This window comes from Gordonia sp. C13 (assembly GCF_023218005.1).
Lineage (GTDB): Bacteria > Actinomycetota > Actinomycetes > Mycobacteriales > Mycobacteriaceae > Gordonia > Gordonia namibiensis.
In genome coordinates this window covers 25,728-43,804 of sequence record NZ_JALPSY010000025.1, presented here as the reverse complement: position 1 = coordinate 43,804, position 18,077 = coordinate 25,728, and the positions used below count along the sequence as shown (strand labels likewise).

Here is an 18,077-nt window from a genome sequence, read left to right as displayed (position 1 = left end):
ACCGGGTCACTGCTCGCCCGGAGGGTCAGCGGTCGTCCGGATCGGACGGATCGGTGGGGTCGATCCCCGTGTCGAGCGCGTCCCACATCATGCGCTCGTTGGCGTCCGGGTCGTCAGCGGACCGCCCGTCCTTTCCGCCGGTCGCGGCGCCGCCGGCAACCGGGGTGTCCCCGGCTTTCGTGGCGTCGGCCGCGGCTGCCTTCTTCCGCCGCTCGTAGTCGGCGAAGATCTCGGTCTCGAGCTCCTCGCGCCGGGCTGCGGGGGTCTTGTACTTGGATGACATGGTCGCACCTTTGGCGACCCGGAGCAGCACAACCGCGGCGACGACGGCGCACACCGTGCCGAGGAGGACCAGCGCGGCGGGCAGCCACTGGGTGTCGGTGTAGAGCACGACGTACCGGTCCGGGATGTCTCCGGCGTCGGCGGCGTACTCGGAATCGGTGCCGCCGGCGATCAGGGAGATCGCCGGGAAAGCGGCGAGCACACCCCCGGCCGCCACGAGCAACGCGACGAGGCGCAGACCCCAGCCCCGCACCGACAGCACCGCGGCGATGCCGGCGAGGTAGACCAGGGCGAGCGGCGTGAGCCACGGACTCCAGTCCGCACCCTTGACGTCGAAGGCGCGCTGCGGTGACAGGCCGTCTTCGGCCGAGACGGTCGCCCAGGTCAACCGGCTCGCACCCCAGAACGCGGCCGCGGTGGCCAGCATCAGGATCGCCGCGATCATCTGCGGCCGTCGTGAGGACTTCGGCGTGGTCTGGGGTGCCTCGTGCTCCGCGGATGTCACGCGCTGTCTCCTGACGGGGTCTCCCCGACCCTGTTCATCGTCGACGCGGCGGCGACGGCGTTGAGCACCGCGGTCGCCTTGTTGCGCGCCTCGTTGTACTCGTATTCGGGTTCGCTGTCGGCGACCACTCCGCCACCGGCCTGCACGTAGGCCTGGCCACGCGCGAGGAGTGCGGTGCGGATGGCGATCGCGGTGTCGGCGTTGCCGGCGAAGTCGAGGTAGCCGACGATGCCGCCGTAGAGGCCGCGCCGAGTCTTCTCGTGTTCGTCGATGAGCTCCATCGCGCGCACCTTGGGCGCGCCGGTGAGCGTGCCGGCCGGGAAACAGGCGGTCACCGCGTCGAGCGCATGCTTGTCCTCGCGCAGGGTGCCCGACACCGTCGACACCAGGTGCATGACGTGGCTGTACCGCTCGATGTGGCGGTAGTCGCTGACCTTCACCGTGCCGGGGACGCACACCCGCCCGAGATCGTTGCGGCCGAGATCGACGAGCATGAGGTGTTCGGCGTTCTCCTTCTCGTCCTCGAGCAGGCCCTTGCCGAGCAGCTGGTCCTCTTCCTCGGTCGCGCCGCGCCAACGCGTCCCGGCGATGGGGTGCGTGGTGGCGATGCGGTCGGAGACCGTGACCAGGGCCTCCGGGCTGCTGCCGACGATCGTAAACGGCTTGCGGGCGATCGCGTCGGGGGCCGCGGTGTCGCTGTTGGCCTCGGTTCCCGGCATCCGCAGCAGATACATGTACGGGCTGGGATTGGAGGCGCGGAGCACACGGTAGACGTCGAGCGGATCGGCGTCGGAGTCCATCTCGAACCGCATCGACGGCACGACCTGGAAGGCCTCACCCGCCTCGATCTCGCCGACGAGACTCGTGACGATCTCGCTGTACTCCTCGAGCGTGCGCTGCGCGGTGAAGTCCGGCTTGGGCCGGTCGAAGGTCGAGACGGTCGACGACGCGGGTGCGGCCAGCGCTTCGGTCATCCGGTCCAGTCGGGCCACGGCGTCGGCGTAGGCCTCCTCGACGCGCTCGTCGGAACCGTCCCAGTTGACCGCATTGGCGATCAGCGTGATCGTGCCCTCGTGGTGGTCGACGGCAGCGAGATCGGTGGCCAGGACCATCATCAGGTCCGGCAGGCCGAGGTCGTCGACGGTGGTCTCGGGAAGTCGTTCGAGGCGGCGGACCATGTCGTAGGCCATGAACCCGACGAAGCCGCCGGTCAGCGGCGGCATGCCCGGCAGCGGATCGGTCTTGAGCACGCGCAGCGACTCGGCCAGCACCTCGAGGGCGTCGCCACCCTCGGGAGCGCCCACCGGCACCGAACCCCACCAGTGCGCCTGGCCGTCGACGACGGTCAGCGCTGACGGTGCCCCGGCCCCGATGAAGGACCAGCGCGACCAGGACCGGCCGTTCTCCGCCGACTCCAGCAGGAAGGTCCCGGGTCGCTCGCCGGCGAGCTTGCGGTACGCCGACAGCGGCGTCTCCGAATCGGCGAGCACCTTGCGGGTCACCGGCACCACGCGATGGTCACGGGCGAGGTCGAGGAATTCCGCGAGGGACGTCGTGTGCGCCCCGGCCGTCGCGTTCACGCCGCTCATCCGAGAGGCTCGCCGCCGACGCCCCACTGGGTGCGCGGCACCTCGGTGATCGTCACCCAGACCGAATCCGGGTTCTTTCCGGTCGCCTTGGCGTACGCCTCGGTCACCGCCGCGATGGTCTCGCGCTTGACGCGGTCGGAGAGTCCGGGGGTCTGCGAGATCTGGATGAGGGGCATGCAGCGTCACCGCCTTTCGGGTGTGATCACGATGGAAATCTACTGTGCGGAGTCGACCGGACGGGCTTCTACGCCGCTTGGCGCCGGAGGCGCGTCGACGCCGAAGGCCAGCGACTCGGTGTCGAAGCACGAGTGGTTCCCGGTGTGGCAGGCCGCGCCGACCTGGTCGACGACGAGCAACACGGTGTCGCCGTCGCAGTCGAGGCGTGCGTCGTGCACGTACTGGGTGTGGCCGCTCGTCTCGCCCTTGACCCAGTACTCCTGCCGCGAGCGCGAGTAGTAGGTCGCCTTGCGCGTGGCGAGGGTCCGCTCGAGAGCGGCGTCGTCCATCCACGCGACCATGAGGACGTCGCCGGTGGAGCGTTCCTGCGCGACCGCGCTGAACAGCCCGTCGGCGTTGCGCTTGAGACGTGCGGCGAGCTCCGGATCGAGTGCCATCAGCGTTCTCCTGCCTGTGTCATCGGACGGTGATCCCGGCCTCGGCCATGGCCGCCTTCACCTCGTGGATGGTGAGTTCGCCGAAGTGGAAGACCGAGGCGGCGAGCACCGCGTCGGCACCGGCCTGGACCGCGGGCGCGAAGTCCTCGACCTTGCCCGCACCACCACTGGCGATGACCGGGACCTGCACGGCCGCGCGCACCGCTTTGAGCATGCGCAGGTCGAAGCCCCGCTTGGTGCCGTCGGCGTCCATCGAGTTCAGCAGGATCTCGCCCACTCCGAGATCCTGGCCGCGTCGGGCCCATTCGACGGCGTCGATGCCGGTGCCCTTGCGCCCGCCGTGGGTGGTGACCTCCCAGCCGGACGGCGTCGGCTCCGAGCCCTCCGGCACGGTCCGCGCGTCGACCGACAGGACGATGCACTGCGAGCCGAATCGTCGGCTCATCTCTCCGAGGACCTCGGGGCGGGCGATCGCGGCGGTGTTGACGCTGACCTTGTCCGCGCCCGCGCGCAGCATCATGTCGACATCCTCGGCGGTGCGGATGCCGCCGCCGACGGTGAGCGGGATGAACACCTGGTCGGCGGTCCGCTTGACGACGTCGATCATCGTGGAGCGTCCCGAGCTCGACGCGGTGACATCGAGGAAGGTCAGTTCGTCGGCGCCCTCGCGGTCATAGCGCTCGGCCAGCTCGACGGGATCCCCGGCGTCGCGGAGGTTCTCGAAGTTGACGCCCTTCACGACGCGGCCGTCGTCGACGTCGAGGCACGGGATGACCCGGGTCGCCAGCGTCATCGTCGTGTCTCCTTCGCGTGCTCGTACTTCATGGGATGCTCTCGCGCCTGTCTCATCGGTTGCCGGGGTGCTCATTTCGCCCACTCCCCGACCGTTTCCTCGATCACTGCCATCAGACCCGCGTGCACGGTCGGAGTACCCGCGACCAGGGACGGGGAGGCGACCGTCCAGCGCTCGCCCGCGATGTCGGTGGCGACCCCGCCGGCCGCCCGGACCAGCGCGGCACCCGCCGCGTTGTCCCACGGATGCCGGCCGAACGCGACGGCCCCGCCGAATACGCCCGAGGCGGTGAACGCCATGTCGACGCCCGTGCTCCCCGTCATCCGGATGCGGGCGACGCGGGAACTCAACGCGCGCAACAGTTCTGCGCGACGATCCCCCGCATAGCGCCCGCGCCCGGCCGCGTTGAACGGACCGAAGGCGATCGCGGCCTCCTCCAGCGGCAGGTCCGGCAGCGGATCGGCGACCTCACCGTTGATCATCAGCGGACCGTCGGCGTGGGCGGCGTACTTCCGGTCCAGCAGCGGCAGCCACGTCAGGCCGAGTGTCGCCTCGCCGTCGACGACGAGGCCGAGCAGGATGCCGGTCAGCGGCATGCCCGCCGAGTAGTTGAAGGTGCCGTCGACCGGGTCGAGCACCCACACCGGGCCGTCGACCGGATCGGCGCCGCCGAATTCCTCACCGTGGACCGGGATCTGCGTCCGGTCCTCGAGCTCGGCCGAGATCCGCCGCTCGAGGTCGAGGTCCACCTGGGTGGCGAAGTCCGTACCGCCCTTGTGCACCGCGCTCGGCGCGCCCAGACCCTCGACAAAGGTCTCGACGGCGGCGTCGAGCACCGATCCCGCGGTGTCGAGCAACCGCGGGAGGTCGAGCGAGCTCTCGGTTGCGCTCATCAGACCGCGGTGACGGCCGTGAGTGCCTCGGGCAGGGTGAAGCGGCCGGCGTAGAGGGCCTTGCCGACGATCGCGCCCTCGACACCCTGGTCGACGAGACCGGCGATGGCGACGAGGTCGTCGATGGCCGAGACACCCCCGGAGGCGACGATCGGGGCGTCGGTGGCCGCGGCGACCTCGGCGAGCAGTTCGAGGTTCGGACCCTTGAGGGTGCCGTCCTTGGACACGTCGGTCACGACGTAGCGCGAGCAGCCGTCGCGGTTGAGGCGCTCGAGGACCTCCCACAGGTCTCCGCCGTCGGTGACCCAGCCGCGGCCGCGCAGCCGGTAGGAGTCGCCGTCGCGGATGACGTCGAGGCCGACGGCGATCCGGTCACCGTGCTCGGCGATCGCGCGGGCGCACCATTCCGGGTTCTCGAGGGCGGCGGTGCCCAGGTTGACGCGGGTGCAACCGGTCGCGAGTGCGGCGGCGAGCGAGTCGTCGTCGCGGATACCGCCCGACAGCTCGACCTTCACGTCGAGTTCGCCGACGACACCGGCGAGGAGCTCACGGTTGTCGCCGCGACCGAAGGCCGCGTCGAGGTCGACGAGATGGATCCACTCCGCACCGTCGTTCTGCCACGCCAACGCCGCATCGCGCGGCGAGCCGTAGGAGGTCTCGGTGCCGGCCGCGCCCTGGACGAGGCGGACCGCCTGCCCGTCGGCGACGTCGACGGCGGGAAGGAGTTCGAGGGTGCTACCCATGGGTGGAGTGTTCCTGTCTGTTCTCGGGTCGGGCTGTTGTGTGTCGGGCGGGGTCAGGCGGGCGGGTGTCCGTCACGGGCGGCGATCAGGTCCGCCCGCGCGCGGTTGACCATGCGGTTTGCCACGGTACCGATGGCCGCGATCATCGCGACCACTGCGGCCAGCGCGGCGATCAGGCCGGCGACCGGTGACCAGTTCGCCAGCAGGAGGATCAGCGGTATGCACACCGCCAGGACCAGCACACCGGCGCCGAGAGCGTAGAACGCGAGCTTGGCGATCGAGAAACCGCCGCCCGCAGACGGGGTGTCGGAGGAGTTCCCGTCTGCGTCGCCGACCGGTGTGCCGTCGGTCATGAGAGACCCTTCACCCAGTTCTCCAGGAGTTGGGCACCGGCGTCGCCGGATTTCTCCGGGTGGAACTGAGTGGCCGAGAGCGGTCCGTTCTCGACCGCGGCCAGGAAGCGTCCGCCGTGCTCGGCCCAGGTCAGCTTCGGCGCCGTGAGCGGCGAACCGACGTTGTCCATCTCCCAGTCCTGGGCGGCGTAGGAGTGCACGAAGTAGAAGCGGGTGTCGGCGTCGAGGCCGTCGAACAGCACCGATCCCTCCGGGGCGTCCACGGTGTTCCAGCCCATGTGCGGCAGGACCGGCGCGGGCAGTTGGGTGACGCTGCCGGGCCACTCACCGCAACCGTCGGCCTCGACCCCGAACTCGACGCCGCGTTCGAAGAGGATCTGCATGCCGACGCAGATGCCCAGGACCGGACGTCCGCCGGCGAGACGGCGACCGATGATCCGGTCGCCCTTCACCGCACGCAGGCCTTCCATGCACGCGGCGAACGCACCCACACCGGGGACGACCAGGCCGGTCGCCTCCAGCGCGGTGTGGAAGTCGGAGGTCACCGTCACCTGTGCGCCGGTGCGTTCGAGCGCCCGCTGCGCCGAGCGCAGGTTGCCCGAACCGTAGTCGAGGATCGTGACGTCGGTTGCGCTCACAGGGCTCCCTTCGTCGACGGGACGCCGCTGACGCGGGCGTCGTATTCGGTGGCCGTGCGCAGTGCGCGCGCCACGGCCTTGAACTCGGCTTCGGTGATGTGGTGCTGGTCGCGGCCGTAGAGCACCCGCACGTGCAGGGCGATGCGGGCGTTGAGCGCGATCGACTCGAACACGTGCCGGTTGATGATCGTCGAGTACGGCACCCCCGGGTACCCGCCGATCACCGCGGTGAGCAGGTGTTCCGGTTCGCCGGTGTGCACGCAGTACGGGCGACCGGAGACGTCGACGACGGCCTGCGCGAGGGTCTCGTCCATGGGGATCCAGGCGTCGCCGAAGCGGCGGATGCCCCGCTTGTCGCCGAGGGCCTGACCGAGCGCCTGACCGAGGACGATGGCGGTGTCCTCGATGGTGTGGTGCCCCTCGACCTCGATGTCGCCCTCGGCCTTGACGGTGAGGTCGAAGCTGCCGTGCTGACCGAACGCCGTCAGCATGTGGTCGTAGAACGCGATGCCCGTGGAGATGTCGGTGATCCCGGTCCCGTCGAGGTTCAGTTCGACCGAGATCGAGGATTCCTTGGTGGTCCGTTCGACCTTCGCGATGCGAGGCGCGGGGATGCTCACTGAGAGTTCTCCAGATCTGTTGTGGCGAGCGTGCGGCTGACGTCGAGGAATGCGTCGTTCTCGTGTGGGAGTCCGATGGTCACCCGCAGGTGGCCGGTGATCCCGACGTCCCGGATGAGGACACCGGCATCGAGGTAACGCTGCCACGACTCCGGAGCATCCCGGAAGCCGCCGAACAGGACGAAGTTCGAGTCCGAGTCGACAACGCGGTAGCCGAAGCCGGTGAGCGCCGTCACCACGCGTTCGCGCTCGGCGATGATCGCGGCGACCCCGGCGAGGGTGTCGTCGCTGTGCCGCAGTGCGGCGCGTGCGGCGGCCTGCGTGAGCACCGACAGGTGGTACGGCAGACGGACGAGCTGGATGGCGTCGACGACGGCGGGGGCGGCGGCCAGGTAGCCGAGGCGGCCGCCGGCGAAGGCGAAGGCCTTGGACATGGTGCGGCTGACGACGACCTTGGTCGGGAACTCGTCGATCAGCTCGGTCGCGCTCGGCGCTGCGGAGAACTCGGCGTAGGCCTCGTCGACGATCACGATGCCGGGAGCGGCCTCGACGATGCGTCGGAGGTCGGCGAGCGGGAGCGAGCCACCGGTCGGGTTGTTGGGCGAGGTCACGAAGACCACATCGGGTTCGCGGTTGGTCACCTCGGCGACGGCGTAGTCGACGTCGAGCCCGAAGTCGGGCGACCGGGCCGCGACCAGCCAGGTGGTGTCGGTGCCGTCGGAGATGATCGGGTGCATCGAGTACGACGGCACGAAACCGAGCGCAGACCGCCCGGGACCACCGAACGCCTGCAACAGCTGCTGCAGGATCTCGTTGGAACCGTTTGCCGCCCAAAGGTTCTCGACGCCGAGCTGCACGCCGGTGGCCCGGGTCAGGTAGTCGGCGAGGTCGGTGCGCAACGCGACCGCGTCCCGGTCCGGGTAGCGGTGCAGTTCCGCGGCGGCCTGGCGCGCCGACTCGGCGACGTCGTCGATCAGCGCCTGCGACGGCGGGTGCGGGTTCTCGTTGGTGTTGAGGATGACCGGCACCTTGAGTTGCGGTGCGCCATAGGCGGATTTGCCGCGCAGGTTCTCCCGCAGCGGCAGGTCGTCGACGCTGATCTGCGATCCGGGGACCGGACTCCCCGTCCCACCCCTCACCGTTGCGTCCGATGCGGTCACGGGCGCACGCTTCCGGCGAAACGCTGCTTCACCGCGTCGCCGTGACCGGGCAGGTCCTCGGCGTCGGCGAGGGTGACGACCTTGTCGGCGACCTCACGCAACGCGGCCTCGTCGTAGTCGATGACGTGGACGCCCTTGAGGAAGGTCTGCACCGACAGGCCCGACGCGAAGCGCGCCGAACCAGAGGTCGGCAGAACGTGATTCGAGCCCGCGCAGTAGTCGCCGAGACTGACCGGCGCGTACGGGCCGACGAAGATCGCACCGGCGTTGTGCACGCGGTCGGCGACCGCGGCGGCGTCGCGCGTCTGGATCTCCAGATGTTCGGCGGCATAGGCGTCGACGACGGCGAGACCGGCTTCGACGTCGTCGACGAGGACGATGCCCGACTGCTCCCCCGACAGCGCCGTGGTGACCCGCTCGCGGTGCTTGGTCGCGGCGACCTGCTGCTCGAGAGCGGCGTCGACGGCGTCGGCGAGTTCGACGCTGTCGGTGACCAGCACCGAGGCGGCCAGGACGTCGTGTTCGGCCTGGCTGATGAGGTCGGAGGCGATGATGCCCGCGTCGGCCGAGTCGTCGGCGAGGATCGCGATCTCGGTGGGTCCGGCCTCCGAGTCGATGCCGACCACGCTGCGGCACAACCGCTTGGCGGCGGTGACGTAGATGTTGCCCGGACCGGTGATGAGGTCGACGGGATCGAGGACGGCGCCCGGCTCGTCGGCCGCATCCGTATCGGTGCCGCCGTAGGCGAGGAGCGCGACGCCCTGGGCGCCGCCGACTGCCCACACCTCGTCGACGCCGAGGAGCGCGCAGGCGGCGAGGATGGTCGGGTGCGGCCAGCCGCCGAAGTCCTTCTGAGGAGGCGACGCGACGACCAGTGAGCCGACGCCGGCCTCCTGGGCCGGGACGACGTTCATGATCACCGACGAGGGGTAGACCGCGTTGCCGCCGGGGACGTAGAGGCCCACGCGGCGGACCGGAATCCACTTCTCGCTGACGACGCCGCCGTCGACGACCTGCGTGCGGGTGGTCTCGCGGCGCTGGTCGGCGTGGACCCGGCGGGCACGGGCGATGGACTCACGCAGCGCGTCGGCGACCTGCTCGTCCAGACCGGCCAGCGCGTCGGCGATGACCTGTGCCGGGACCCGCACCGACGTCGGCTTCACCCCGTCGAACTTCTCCCCGAACTCCAGCGCCGCGGGCGTGCCGGTCTCGGCCACCGCATGCACCACCGGCGTCACCGTGTCGAGTACGGCATTGACGTCGGTACCCCCACGGGGCAGCGCACGACGCAATTCGGCGAGCGTCGGCGTGCTACCGCGCAGGTCAGTTCGGGCGAGCATGATCTCTCCTGGTCGGTGCGGGAAATTACCCATCCAGGATACGGGTCGGTGGCCAGCGGGTTTCTGGTGCGGGTGATCACCGGCGTGTGGTGTGTCGGGCGCCACGCCCCCACGACGCACGTCGGCGACCCGGTCGGTACCCGGGTCGCCGACGTTGTGGCTGGGCCTGAGGTCAGGGGTTCTTGTCTCCGGCGGAGCGTTGGAACCAGGTGTCGAGGTCGAAGTCGGACTTGATGCTGCCCTGGTCGACGAGGAACGCCTTCGTGCCGGTGAGCAGCTCGACGGCCTGCGCCGGGAACGGTTCCTCGGAGTACCCGTCGGGGTTCGCCGCGGCGCGGACCGCTGCCTCGGGAGCCTTCGAGTTGGCGAGTTCGAACTCCAGGTACTCGTCCCAGTGGGCCTTGGCGTACCTGACGGCGGCGGCGTGCAGTTTCTGCCAGGTGGGGGCGAACTCGGGGTTCTTGGTGAGGAAGTCCTCGCTGCTGACCGTCACACTCGTCCCGGCGAGGTTCGGACGATCCCGGTAGACCGAGTCGACCAGCTGGAAGCCCTTGCTCTGGAACGTCTGCAGCGCGACCGACGGGATGACGCCCGGAAGCGCCGCTGCGTCGATCTCCCCGGAGTTGAGCGGCGCCTCCTGATCTGCCGGATACAGATGGATCAGGTTCGCCGTGATCCCCTCCTCCGCCAGAGCGCCCTGCAGATACCGATCGATGTAGGAACCCTTGGGGACCCCGATGTTCTTGCCCTCCAGATCCGCGAGGCTTTTGATCGACGGGTCCTTCACGACGACACCGGCGTCGTTGTCGAACTGCTGTACCGCGACGAGACGTGTCTGCAGACCGGAGCCGCGGGCCACCAGCGCCGGTGTGTCGCCGTAGTTGGCCACGTCCAGCCGGCCGCCGATGAGCGCCTGGTTGAGGTCGGGTCCGTTTGGGAAGCTGAAGACCTCCACCTTGCTGACGCCGAGCGGCGCGAACGCCTCGACGAGTTCGCCGCGACTGTGCGCGAAGCCCACCGGACCCGCGATGACGTTGCTCGATCCGATGACCCCGATGCGGAGGGTGTCGATGACGTCGCGCTGGGCCGAGGACGTGTCGTCGGACCCGCACGCCGCAACGGCCATCACTGCGGAGACGGCCGCGAGGACGGCGACCGTGCGCTTGGCTCTGCGGATCGGTGTACGGAGGTCGATCTTCATGGGTGCTTTCTCTGTTCTTCGGCGATCGGCGGGTGCGGGCATACGAGATCGCTGGTTCGGTGAACCGGGTTGTGGTTCAGGGGAATTCGGATGAGGTGGTCAGCTGATGGAGGGAGTGCGTTCGTCGATGATTCGCTCGACGAGTCGTGGTGGGGGATCCCCGTGCGGGATGGGCGGTCCGACGGCTGTTCGGCTTCCCGGTTGACGCCCCTTGCCCCAGCCCAGCTTCTCGCGGTAGCTGCCGATGAGCTCGTCGCGAACCGCGTCCCCGGAACCGGCCGGCGACGATTGCGGGCTGACGTAGAGCGCGTCCGTCGGGCAGTACGCCTCGCACATGAAGCACGTCTGGCAGTCGGATTGCCGGGAGATCACCGGCACACCGTCCGCGCCGGTGTCGAAGACGTTCGTCGGGCAGACGTTCACGCATTTGTCGCAGGCGATGCAGGCGGATGCGATGACGAGTTCGATCATGCCGAGATCCTCGCGAGCGCCTCGGATTCGGCGTGGCCTGCCGAGCGCGCGGCGGACACCCACACGTCGTCTAGCCCACCGGTGCGCACATGCGACTGCTGGGCGGGATCGAGGCCGGGGAGGTCGTCGCGCTTGCTCATCCCCCGGGATTCGGTACGCGCCAACGCCGATCGATAGATCCACCGCCCGACGGCGGTGATCGCGGCTGCCTCTCTGGCCCGGATACGACCCGCGGGGGTCGCGGCACCGTAGGAGCCGTCGGACACCCGACCCCAGAGGGAGTCCAGTTCTCGCAGGGCCGACGCCATCCGGTCGCCGGTGCGAATGTAGTTCTTGTCGAACGGGATCAGCTCGGACTGTGCCGCCGCGACGACCTCGTCGGAGCTCAGCGAGCCGCGGCTGATGGACAGTCCGACGGTGCCCGCGCCGCGGAGACGATCGACCGGCGCCGCGCCGCCCCCACTGCGGGACGCCCGTGCGGCAGCCGCTCCGGCGAAACTGCCCGAGGACATCGCCCACGCCGAATTGTGGCTCCCGCCACCGGTGAAGCCGCCACAAATGCGTTCTCGGGTTGCGGCGTCGCCGGCCGCGTACAGTCCCGGCACGCCGGTCCAGCAGTCGTCGTCGACGATGTCGATGCCGCCGGTTCCCCGAACGGTCCCCTCAGCGAGTAGGTCGACCTCGAAACGCTGGGTGAACGGATCGATTCCACGACGATCGAACTGGAGGAAGAAGTTGGGCTGACCCTGTCGCATCTTCGCGGCGACCTGCTCGTCGGCGCGGTCGAGTTGCGCGAAGACGGGTTCGTTCAGCAGGGTCCGGGCGATCATGGACCGCCCCTTCATCGACCCGGCGCCCTCGACGATGCGCCCGTCGGCGTGGAAGAAGGTCGCGTATCCGTAGTACGCGGTCTTCGTCACGGTCGAACCCTTGGGAACGATGGCATAGGCGTTCGCGAACTCCATGCCGGAGAACGACGCTCCGACCTCGGCGGCCATCAGGGCGCCATCCCCGGTGTCGACGTTCGTGCCCAGCGCCTTCGACAGGAAGGCGCACCCGCCGGTGGCGAGGACGACCGCACCCGCGGCGATACGGAAGTCACGGTCGGCCTGACGCTGGTACCCGGCCGCACCCCGCACCGCGCCGGACGCGTCGGTGAGGAGTTCGAGCACCGGCGAATGGTCCAGGATCTGCACGCCCCGACGCTGGACCCAGGCACGCATCCGTCGCATGTACTCGGGACCCTGCACACCGGTGCGGATGGGCTCGCCTGTCCGGTCGTCGACCGGGAACGGGTAGCGCCCTTCGGTACCGAGTCGGTGCATGTTGGCGTACGTCTGGTCGAGCACGCGGTCCATCCACGAATGCTCCGCCAGGTGCCCGCCCAACGTCTCGCGGCTCGCCTTGGCCTTGGCTCGCGCTTCCGGTTCGGGAACCACGTACCAGACACCGGTCCCGGCCGGTGCCGTCGTGCCCGAGGTACCGCAGTAACCCTTGTCCACGAGGATGACGTCGGCGCCGGCGTCGCGAGCATGGATGGCTGCCCAGGTGGCGGCCGGGCCGCCGCCGATCACGAGCACATCGGTGGACAGCGTCAGTTGTTCAGACATGCGTGTACTCCTGATCGGTGGTGGTCGTGCGGATGGGTTCGCCGTCGCCGACCCCGAGACCGGCGAGCAGACGTGAACGCAGGGCGACGAATTCGGGATCGGTGACCCGACGCGGACGGGGAAGGTCGACGACGATCTCCTCGGCGATGCGGCCGCCTCGCAGGATGAGGGCGCGATCGGCGAGCAGCAATGCCTCTTCCACGTCGTGGGTGACGAGAAGCGTTGCCGGACGATGGGTTTCCCAGAGTCGAGCGACGAGCTTCTGCGCGTTGATCCGGGTCAGCGCATCCAGCGCGCCGAACGGTTCGTCGAGCAACAGCAGTTCGGGCTCGCGGACGAGGCCACGGGCCAGTGCCGTCCGTTGCGCCTCGCCACCCGAGAGGGTCGAGGGCCACGCGTCGGACTTCGATGCGAGACCTACCTCGTCGAGAGCGCGGAGGGCACGTTCCCGGGTGTTTCCACCGCGAAGTCCGAGAGCGACGTTGCGCCACACGGACAACCACGGCATGAGCCGGTGCTCCTGGAACACGATCGCCTTGGCAGCCGGCGCCTCGATCGTGCCGGTGAATCCGCGGTCGAGGCCGCCGATCCCACGCAGCAGCGTGCTCTTGCCGGAGCCGCTCGCGCCGAGCAGAGCGACGAACTCCCCCGGTTCGATGGTCAGATCGACGTCGGCCAAGACGGTCCGCCCGTCGAACTCACGACCCGCACCAGAGACCACTACCCTGTTGACGTCAACGATGGTCACGGGTCACCGACCTTCGAATCCGTTGCGCCATGACAGGAATCGGCGCTCGAGCACGCGAACCCCGATGTCGGTCAGCAGACCGAGGATCGCGTAGATGACGAGGACCAGGAAGATCTGGTCGGTCCTCAGATACTCCTTGGCGTCGTTCATCAGGAACCCGAGACCGACAGGTGTCGTCTGCATCTCGGCGACGACGAGCACCAGCCAACCGATTCCGAGTGCCTGACGGAGGCCGACGAAGATCTGCGGCAGAGCACCCGGGAGGACGACGTAACGGATCAGCTCGAGTCGCGTGAGTTCCAACGACTCCGCGGCCTCGATCAACTTCTGGTCGACGCCTCGGATGCCGGCGACGACGTTCAGATAGATCGGGAAGATCGGCGCCACGATGATGAGTGCGATCTTGAACTCGTCGCCGATCCCGAACCAGATGATGAAGACCGGCACCAGTGCGACCGCGGGCATCATGCGCAGCACCTGAACAGGCGCATTGACCAGGTCTTCGGCGACCTTGAACAGCCCGGCCGCGGCGCCGAGGATCGCCCCGATGGCTATACCGATGGCCAGACCGATCGCCACTCGACGTCCGGATGCGGCGAGGTGTGTCCACAGTTCGCCGGTACGGATGAGGTCCCACCCTGCGGTGACGACCTCGGTCGGCGCGGGCGTCGTGGTCCCCAACCAATCTCGCGCACCGAGTTGCCAGATGCCGACCACGAGAATCAGACCGATGGACTGCCGTAGGGCACGAGTCGCCTTTGCACGTGGGACCGAAAGTCGCCGAGCACGCGGCGTCGAACTCGCCGGCGCGGCCTCGGTCGCTGGCGCCGCGGGCACGGCACCGACGACGCCCGGAGGCGTCGAGAGCTGGAGGGTCATGGAGAATCCGCCTGGAAGTGGGCTGGTCAGGACTCGTCGGACGCTACTGACAATCCGGACGGCGAGGGACCTTTTGACTCAGGGTGATTCGGAACACCCGACAGTCATCCGAGAGCACGGTCTGCGGTCATCATGCACCGCAACCCCCGAGTGAGGGACGGTCCGGCCCGGCAGCTGTGTCCCCCACACCTACCATGCGACACCGACAGATTCTGTTCCGTGAACCGTTTCCGACAATCGTTGCACCGCAGTGCAATCGGGCGTACTATCGAACATACATTCGCACTATCGGTTCAGGGGGTGACCGCCATGTCCGACTTATCGCTGGGCAATCCGGACGCCGCTGAACCGTCCGGCGCCGTCGCTGTCATCGACAAGATCCATTCCCTCATCGACGAGCTGCAGACGATGAACCTCACCGAATGCTCGCACAACGAACTCGTCGATGTCGCCGCCGAAACCGAACGGGCCATCGCCCGAATGACTTTCGCCGGCGACAGACAGATCGTCGAAATCGCCGACCGCGACCTCCCCCACAAAACCGGACACCGCAGCATCACCGCGTTCATGACCCACCGCCTACGCGTGGCCGACCCCATGCGCCGCACCAAACAACGCCACGCAACCGCCACCCACCTCAGCCACACCGGCGAACCACTCGAACCCGAACACCCCGCCCTGGCAGAAGCATTGGCAGACGGCCACGTCAGCACCTCCCACGTCCGGGCAGTACTCGACGTCCTCGACCAGATCCCCCACGCCATCGACCACGACATCAAAGTCGCCGCCGAACGACAGATGACCGAGATCGCCGTCGACCACACCCCCGCCGACATCACCGCCCTTGGCGCACGCCTACTCGCCCACCTCGATCCCGACGGCACACTCGCCGACGACACCGACCGCAAACGCCGCCGCAACCTGTCGGTCCACCGGCAACGTGTCGACGGCACCGCCAAAATGACCGCCAACCTGACTCCGGAGCTTCTCGCCCGGGTCACCATGCTGCTTGCTGTGTGGGCCAAACCCGGCATGAACAACCCGACGACCCCGACTCCCCGCGCGGGTCGATCGAAGACGCCGACCCCGACGCGGTGGCTGCTGCGGCCGAACGCGATGACCGCACCCCGGCCCAGCTGAATCACGACGCGTTCAACGCACTGCTCAAGGCTGTTTTCGAGGACGGGCTGCTGGGTAAGAGTCACCGCGGGTTGCCGACCCAACTGATCATCAAAGCCGACCTCAACGATCTGGTCCGCGAAGCCGGGTTCGCCACCACCGCCACCGGCACCCTGATCCCCCATCCCCGAGCTCATCGACATGGCCGCCGACGCCCAACCCTGGTTGGCGGTGTTCAAAGACGCCACCGCCGTCCCGCTGTACTTCGGACACGGCAAACGCCTGGCTACCCGCGAACAACGATTGGTGTCTTTCGCCCGGCCCGACGGCGAAAACTGCTCCACCCCCGGCTGCGACCTCGCCGCCGCACACGTCGAGATGCACCACGCCCAACTGGATTGGGCCGAAGGTGGGACTCACCAACATCACCGACCTCGCCCCCGCCTGCCCGAAACACAACCGCATGGTCAGCAACCAACCCGGCGGCTACACCACCCGCATGGTGCGCGAAGGACCCGACGAAGGCCGCTGCGCCTGGCGACTCAACGCCGAACCCGGCGCACCACCCAACCCCGAACACATCAACCGGCGACCCGACATACCCCGCCGATTCACCGAACACCTCCAACAAGTGCGCGACGAGATCCACGGACCCCAACCGGAGTCCGGCGATACCCCACGCCTACAGATGCGTCAGGTCATCGACCTCCGCAACGCCTCCGACGCCGAAGCCACCCTCGCCTCAATACTCCTCGCCGAGGCATACCCACGGCTGAGATGAGTATGACGTTGTGCCCGGAAACCGGGCACAACGTCATACAGATCAGCTGCCTCACCTGCGACGAAATCTGGACGTCAAATTCGTGACATATGCGGGTAGTCACCGCCACCTAGGGTCACGGCGTTGAAACGAATCCACGAGGGCCACGTGAAGGCGCTGAAACACCCCTGGGACGGGCAAGATCGCGTTCCGCACGTTCAAGTGGATGATCGGCTTCTCCGTCGTTGCCGCGGTTCTCGCGTGGGGACTCAGTGCGCTGATCAAGCCGGGCAACGGCATGGTCTTCGACGGCGCGGTCGACCCGACCCTCGAAGAGGAGGCCGCCGAGACGACAGGCTGGCAGGACACACTCTTGGACTTCGTGTCGAAAAACATCTTCGAAGCGATGTCCACAGCGACGATGGTGCCGATCATCATCTTCGCTCTGCTGTTCGGTATCGCTTTGCGAATCCAGATCACCAAGACCGGCGACGATCGGGTGCTCACCTTCATCGATCAGATCCAGCAGATCGTGCTCACCATGATCCGGCTGGTCATGTACATCGCACCCATCGGCGTCTTCTGCCTGCTGGCACCGCTGGCGGGCGACGTCGGGTTTTCCGTCATCACCACCGGCCTCAAATACCTGGGCACGACAGCACTCGGAGTCGCGATCCTGTTCGTGCTCTTCGTCATGGTGGTCACGGCACGAACTCGTCTGAACCCGTGGAAGCTCCCCGGAAAGCTCGCCGAGCAGACCGTCATCGCCGTCACCACCACCAGCTCGGCGGTCACCTTCCCGACCGTTCTGAAGAACACCGTCGAAAAGGTGGGCGTCAGTCAGAAGGTCGCGAACTTCACGCTGTCCATCGGCCTCACGATGGGGTCGTACGGCGCCGTCCTCAACTACATGATCGTCGTGATGTTCCTGGCGCAGGCGGGCCGAGTGGAGCTGACCGTGGGCAGCATAGCCCTTGGTATGGCACTGGCGATCCTGTTGAACATGGGCACCATCACCGTTCCCGGAGGCTTCCCGGTGGTCGCCACCTTCCTCGCCACCTCGCTCGACCTTCCGCTCGAGGCGATCGGCCTGCTCATCGCCGTCGACTGGTTCACCGGCATCTTCCGCACCTTCTTGAACGTCAACGGTGACACCTTCGTTGCGATGCTCGTCGCGAACGCCGACGACGAGATCGACCGGGACGTCTACAACGGGACCAAGACGGTGGTGTCCGAGGAGATCGACGTCTCCGAGTTCGTCGACGTCATGGCAAAGGCCGACGCGGCTGACTGATCGGATGCGCGAGAACCGGTGGGCGGCAACCAGATGCCCACCGGTCTTCGTGCCTTGGGCCCACGACCTGCGGGTACTTGGTCCCCAATGATCCCGGATCAGCTGCGGGAGTGGGTTCTCCGCAGTAGCGTCACGGGCATGCCAGCATATTGGGTCATGTTCGTCGTCGCGCTGATCGCCTGCATCATCATCGGGATCGGGTTCATCGTCGGAATCCCCGGCAACAAGGACTGATCTCCGGTCCCACTCGTCGCGGCGACCACCCATGGGTCCGCCGCGCCGTTTCCGCACGCACCACTTCCGCAGTCGCCATCTCGGGCACTCAAGCGCTACCGCCGACCAGCGCTTGAGCGTCAGAGGTGGCGATTCTGCGTTGATCGGGGTGTCGCGCCTCACACTCTCCTGTTACTCTCTCGATACTTCAGGTCATCTGACCTGAACATGTGGTCGATAGCCTTGCCATCA

Annotated in this window: 17 protein-coding genes and 2 pseudogenes; 2 read left to right on the top strand and 17 right to left on the bottom strand. The window is 68.1% G+C overall.

Features of this window, described 5'->3' with window-relative positions; translation table 11 throughout:
• Nucleotides 1-25 precede the first annotated feature (25 nt).
• The 17 genes from M1L58_RS17835 to M1L58_RS17755 form a co-directional block, all read right to left on the bottom strand.
• Nucleotides 26-787, bottom strand: coding sequence for a Trp biosynthesis-associated membrane protein (locus tag M1L58_RS17835; protein ID WP_374112747.1), 762 nt, complete (start codon nucleotides 785-787; stop codon nucleotides 26-28).
• Nucleotides 784-2,376 carry an anthranilate synthase component I gene (locus M1L58_RS17830; RefSeq protein ID WP_248659902.1) on the bottom strand — a complete coding sequence of 531 codons (1,593 nt, stop codon included), beginning with the start codon at nucleotides 2,374-2,376 and terminating at the stop codon, nucleotides 784-786. Before M1L58_RS17830 ends, M1L58_RS17835 begins: the two co-directional genes overlap by 4 nt.
• Nucleotides 2,373-2,552 (bottom strand): tautomerase family protein, encoded by a 180-nt coding sequence (locus M1L58_RS17825; RefSeq protein ID WP_005196179.1) that lies wholly within the window; start codon nucleotides 2,550-2,552, stop codon nucleotides 2,373-2,375. The genes M1L58_RS17830 and M1L58_RS17825 overlap by 4 nt, the downstream gene beginning before the upstream one ends.
• 39 nt (nucleotides 2,553-2,591) lie before the next feature.
• Complete coding sequence (hisI, locus tag M1L58_RS17820; RefSeq protein ID WP_006867635.1) at nucleotides 2,592-2,990, bottom strand: phosphoribosyl-AMP cyclohydrolase; 399 nt, start codon at nucleotides 2,988-2,990, stop codon at nucleotides 2,592-2,594.
• Nucleotides 2,991-3,009: 19 nt separating this feature from the next.
• A complete protein-coding gene (gene hisF / locus M1L58_RS17815) occupies nucleotides 3,010-3,783 on the bottom strand; it encodes an imidazole glycerol phosphate synthase subunit HisF (RefSeq protein WP_248659901.1) in 774 nt (257 codons plus the stop codon).
• Nucleotides 3,784-3,854: 71 nt separating this feature from the next.
• Complete coding sequence (locus M1L58_RS17810; protein ID WP_248659900.1) at nucleotides 3,855-4,676, bottom strand: inositol monophosphatase family protein; 822 nt, start codon at nucleotides 4,674-4,676, stop codon at nucleotides 3,855-3,857.
• Nucleotides 4,676-5,419: a bifunctional 1-(5-phosphoribosyl)-5-((5-phosphoribosylamino)methylideneamino)imidazole-4-carboxamide isomerase/phosphoribosylanthranilate isomerase PriA gene (gene priA, locus M1L58_RS17805; RefSeq protein ID WP_248659899.1), complete on the bottom strand. Its 744-nt coding sequence runs from the start codon at nucleotides 5,417-5,419 to the stop codon at nucleotides 4,676-4,678. Before priA ends, M1L58_RS17810 begins: the two co-directional genes overlap by 1 nt.
• Nucleotides 5,420-5,472: 53 nt before the next feature.
• Nucleotides 5,473-5,772 carry a hypothetical protein gene (locus M1L58_RS17800; protein ID WP_154883974.1) on the bottom strand — a complete coding sequence of 100 codons (300 nt, stop codon included), beginning with the start codon at nucleotides 5,770-5,772 and terminating at the stop codon, nucleotides 5,473-5,475.
• Nucleotides 5,769-6,410 carry an imidazole glycerol phosphate synthase subunit HisH gene (hisH, locus tag M1L58_RS17795; RefSeq protein WP_006867630.1) on the bottom strand — a complete coding sequence of 214 codons (642 nt, stop codon included), beginning with the start codon at nucleotides 6,408-6,410 and terminating at the stop codon, nucleotides 5,769-5,771. The genes M1L58_RS17800 and hisH overlap by 4 nt, the downstream gene beginning before the upstream one ends.
• Entirely contained in the window at nucleotides 6,407-7,030 is a 624-nt protein-coding gene (gene hisB, locus M1L58_RS17790) for an imidazoleglycerol-phosphate dehydratase HisB (RefSeq protein WP_005196188.1), read from the bottom strand. The genes hisH and hisB overlap by 4 nt, the downstream gene beginning before the upstream one ends.
• Nucleotides 7,027-8,190 carry a histidinol-phosphate transaminase gene (locus tag M1L58_RS17785; protein ID WP_248659898.1) on the bottom strand — a complete coding sequence of 388 codons (1,164 nt, stop codon included), beginning with the start codon at nucleotides 8,188-8,190 and terminating at the stop codon, nucleotides 7,027-7,029. The genes hisB and M1L58_RS17785 overlap by 4 nt, the downstream gene beginning before the upstream one ends.
• A complete protein-coding gene (gene hisD, locus M1L58_RS17780) occupies nucleotides 8,187-9,530 on the bottom strand; it encodes a histidinol dehydrogenase (protein ID WP_248659897.1) in 1,344 nt (447 codons plus the stop codon). The genes M1L58_RS17785 and hisD overlap by 4 nt, the downstream gene beginning before the upstream one ends.
• Before the next feature lie 172 nt (nucleotides 9,531-9,702).
• Entirely contained in the window at nucleotides 9,703-10,731 is a 1,029-nt protein-coding gene (locus M1L58_RS17775; protein ID WP_248659896.1) for an ABC transporter substrate-binding protein, read from the bottom strand.
• A 99-nt stretch (nucleotides 10,732-10,830) separates the two neighbouring features.
• Complete coding sequence (locus tag M1L58_RS17770) at nucleotides 10,831-11,202, bottom strand: 4Fe-4S dicluster domain-containing protein (protein ID WP_248659895.1); 372 nt, start codon at nucleotides 11,200-11,202, stop codon at nucleotides 10,831-10,833.
• Nucleotides 11,199-12,812, bottom strand: a complete 1,614-nt coding sequence (locus tag M1L58_RS17765; protein ID WP_248659894.1) for an FAD-dependent oxidoreductase — start codon at nucleotides 12,810-12,812, stop codon at nucleotides 11,199-11,201. The genes M1L58_RS17770 and M1L58_RS17765 overlap by 4 nt, the downstream gene beginning before the upstream one ends.
• Nucleotides 12,805-13,560 carry an ABC transporter ATP-binding protein gene (locus tag M1L58_RS17760; RefSeq protein WP_248659893.1) on the bottom strand — a complete coding sequence of 252 codons (756 nt, stop codon included), beginning with the start codon at nucleotides 13,558-13,560 and terminating at the stop codon, nucleotides 12,805-12,807. The genes M1L58_RS17765 and M1L58_RS17760 overlap by 8 nt, the downstream gene beginning before the upstream one ends.
• A gap of 3 nt (nucleotides 13,561-13,563) precedes the next feature.
• Nucleotides 13,564-14,439, bottom strand: coding sequence for an ABC transporter permease (locus tag M1L58_RS17755; RefSeq protein WP_248659892.1), 876 nt, complete (start codon nucleotides 14,437-14,439; stop codon nucleotides 13,564-13,566).
• A gap of 309 nt (nucleotides 14,440-14,748) precedes the next feature.
• Here M1L58_RS17755 and M1L58_RS17750 point away from each other — a divergent pair.
• Both M1L58_RS17750 and M1L58_RS17745 read left to right on the top strand, forming a co-directional pair.
• A pseudogene (locus M1L58_RS17750) lies at nucleotides 14,749-16,339 on the top strand (DUF222 domain-containing protein).
• Between the two features lie 169 nt (nucleotides 16,340-16,508).
• Nucleotides 16,509-17,612 (top strand): annotated as a pseudogene (locus tag M1L58_RS17745) (dicarboxylate/amino acid:cation symporter); the annotation flags it as partial.
• Between the last annotated feature and the right edge of the window lie 465 nt (nucleotides 17,613-18,077).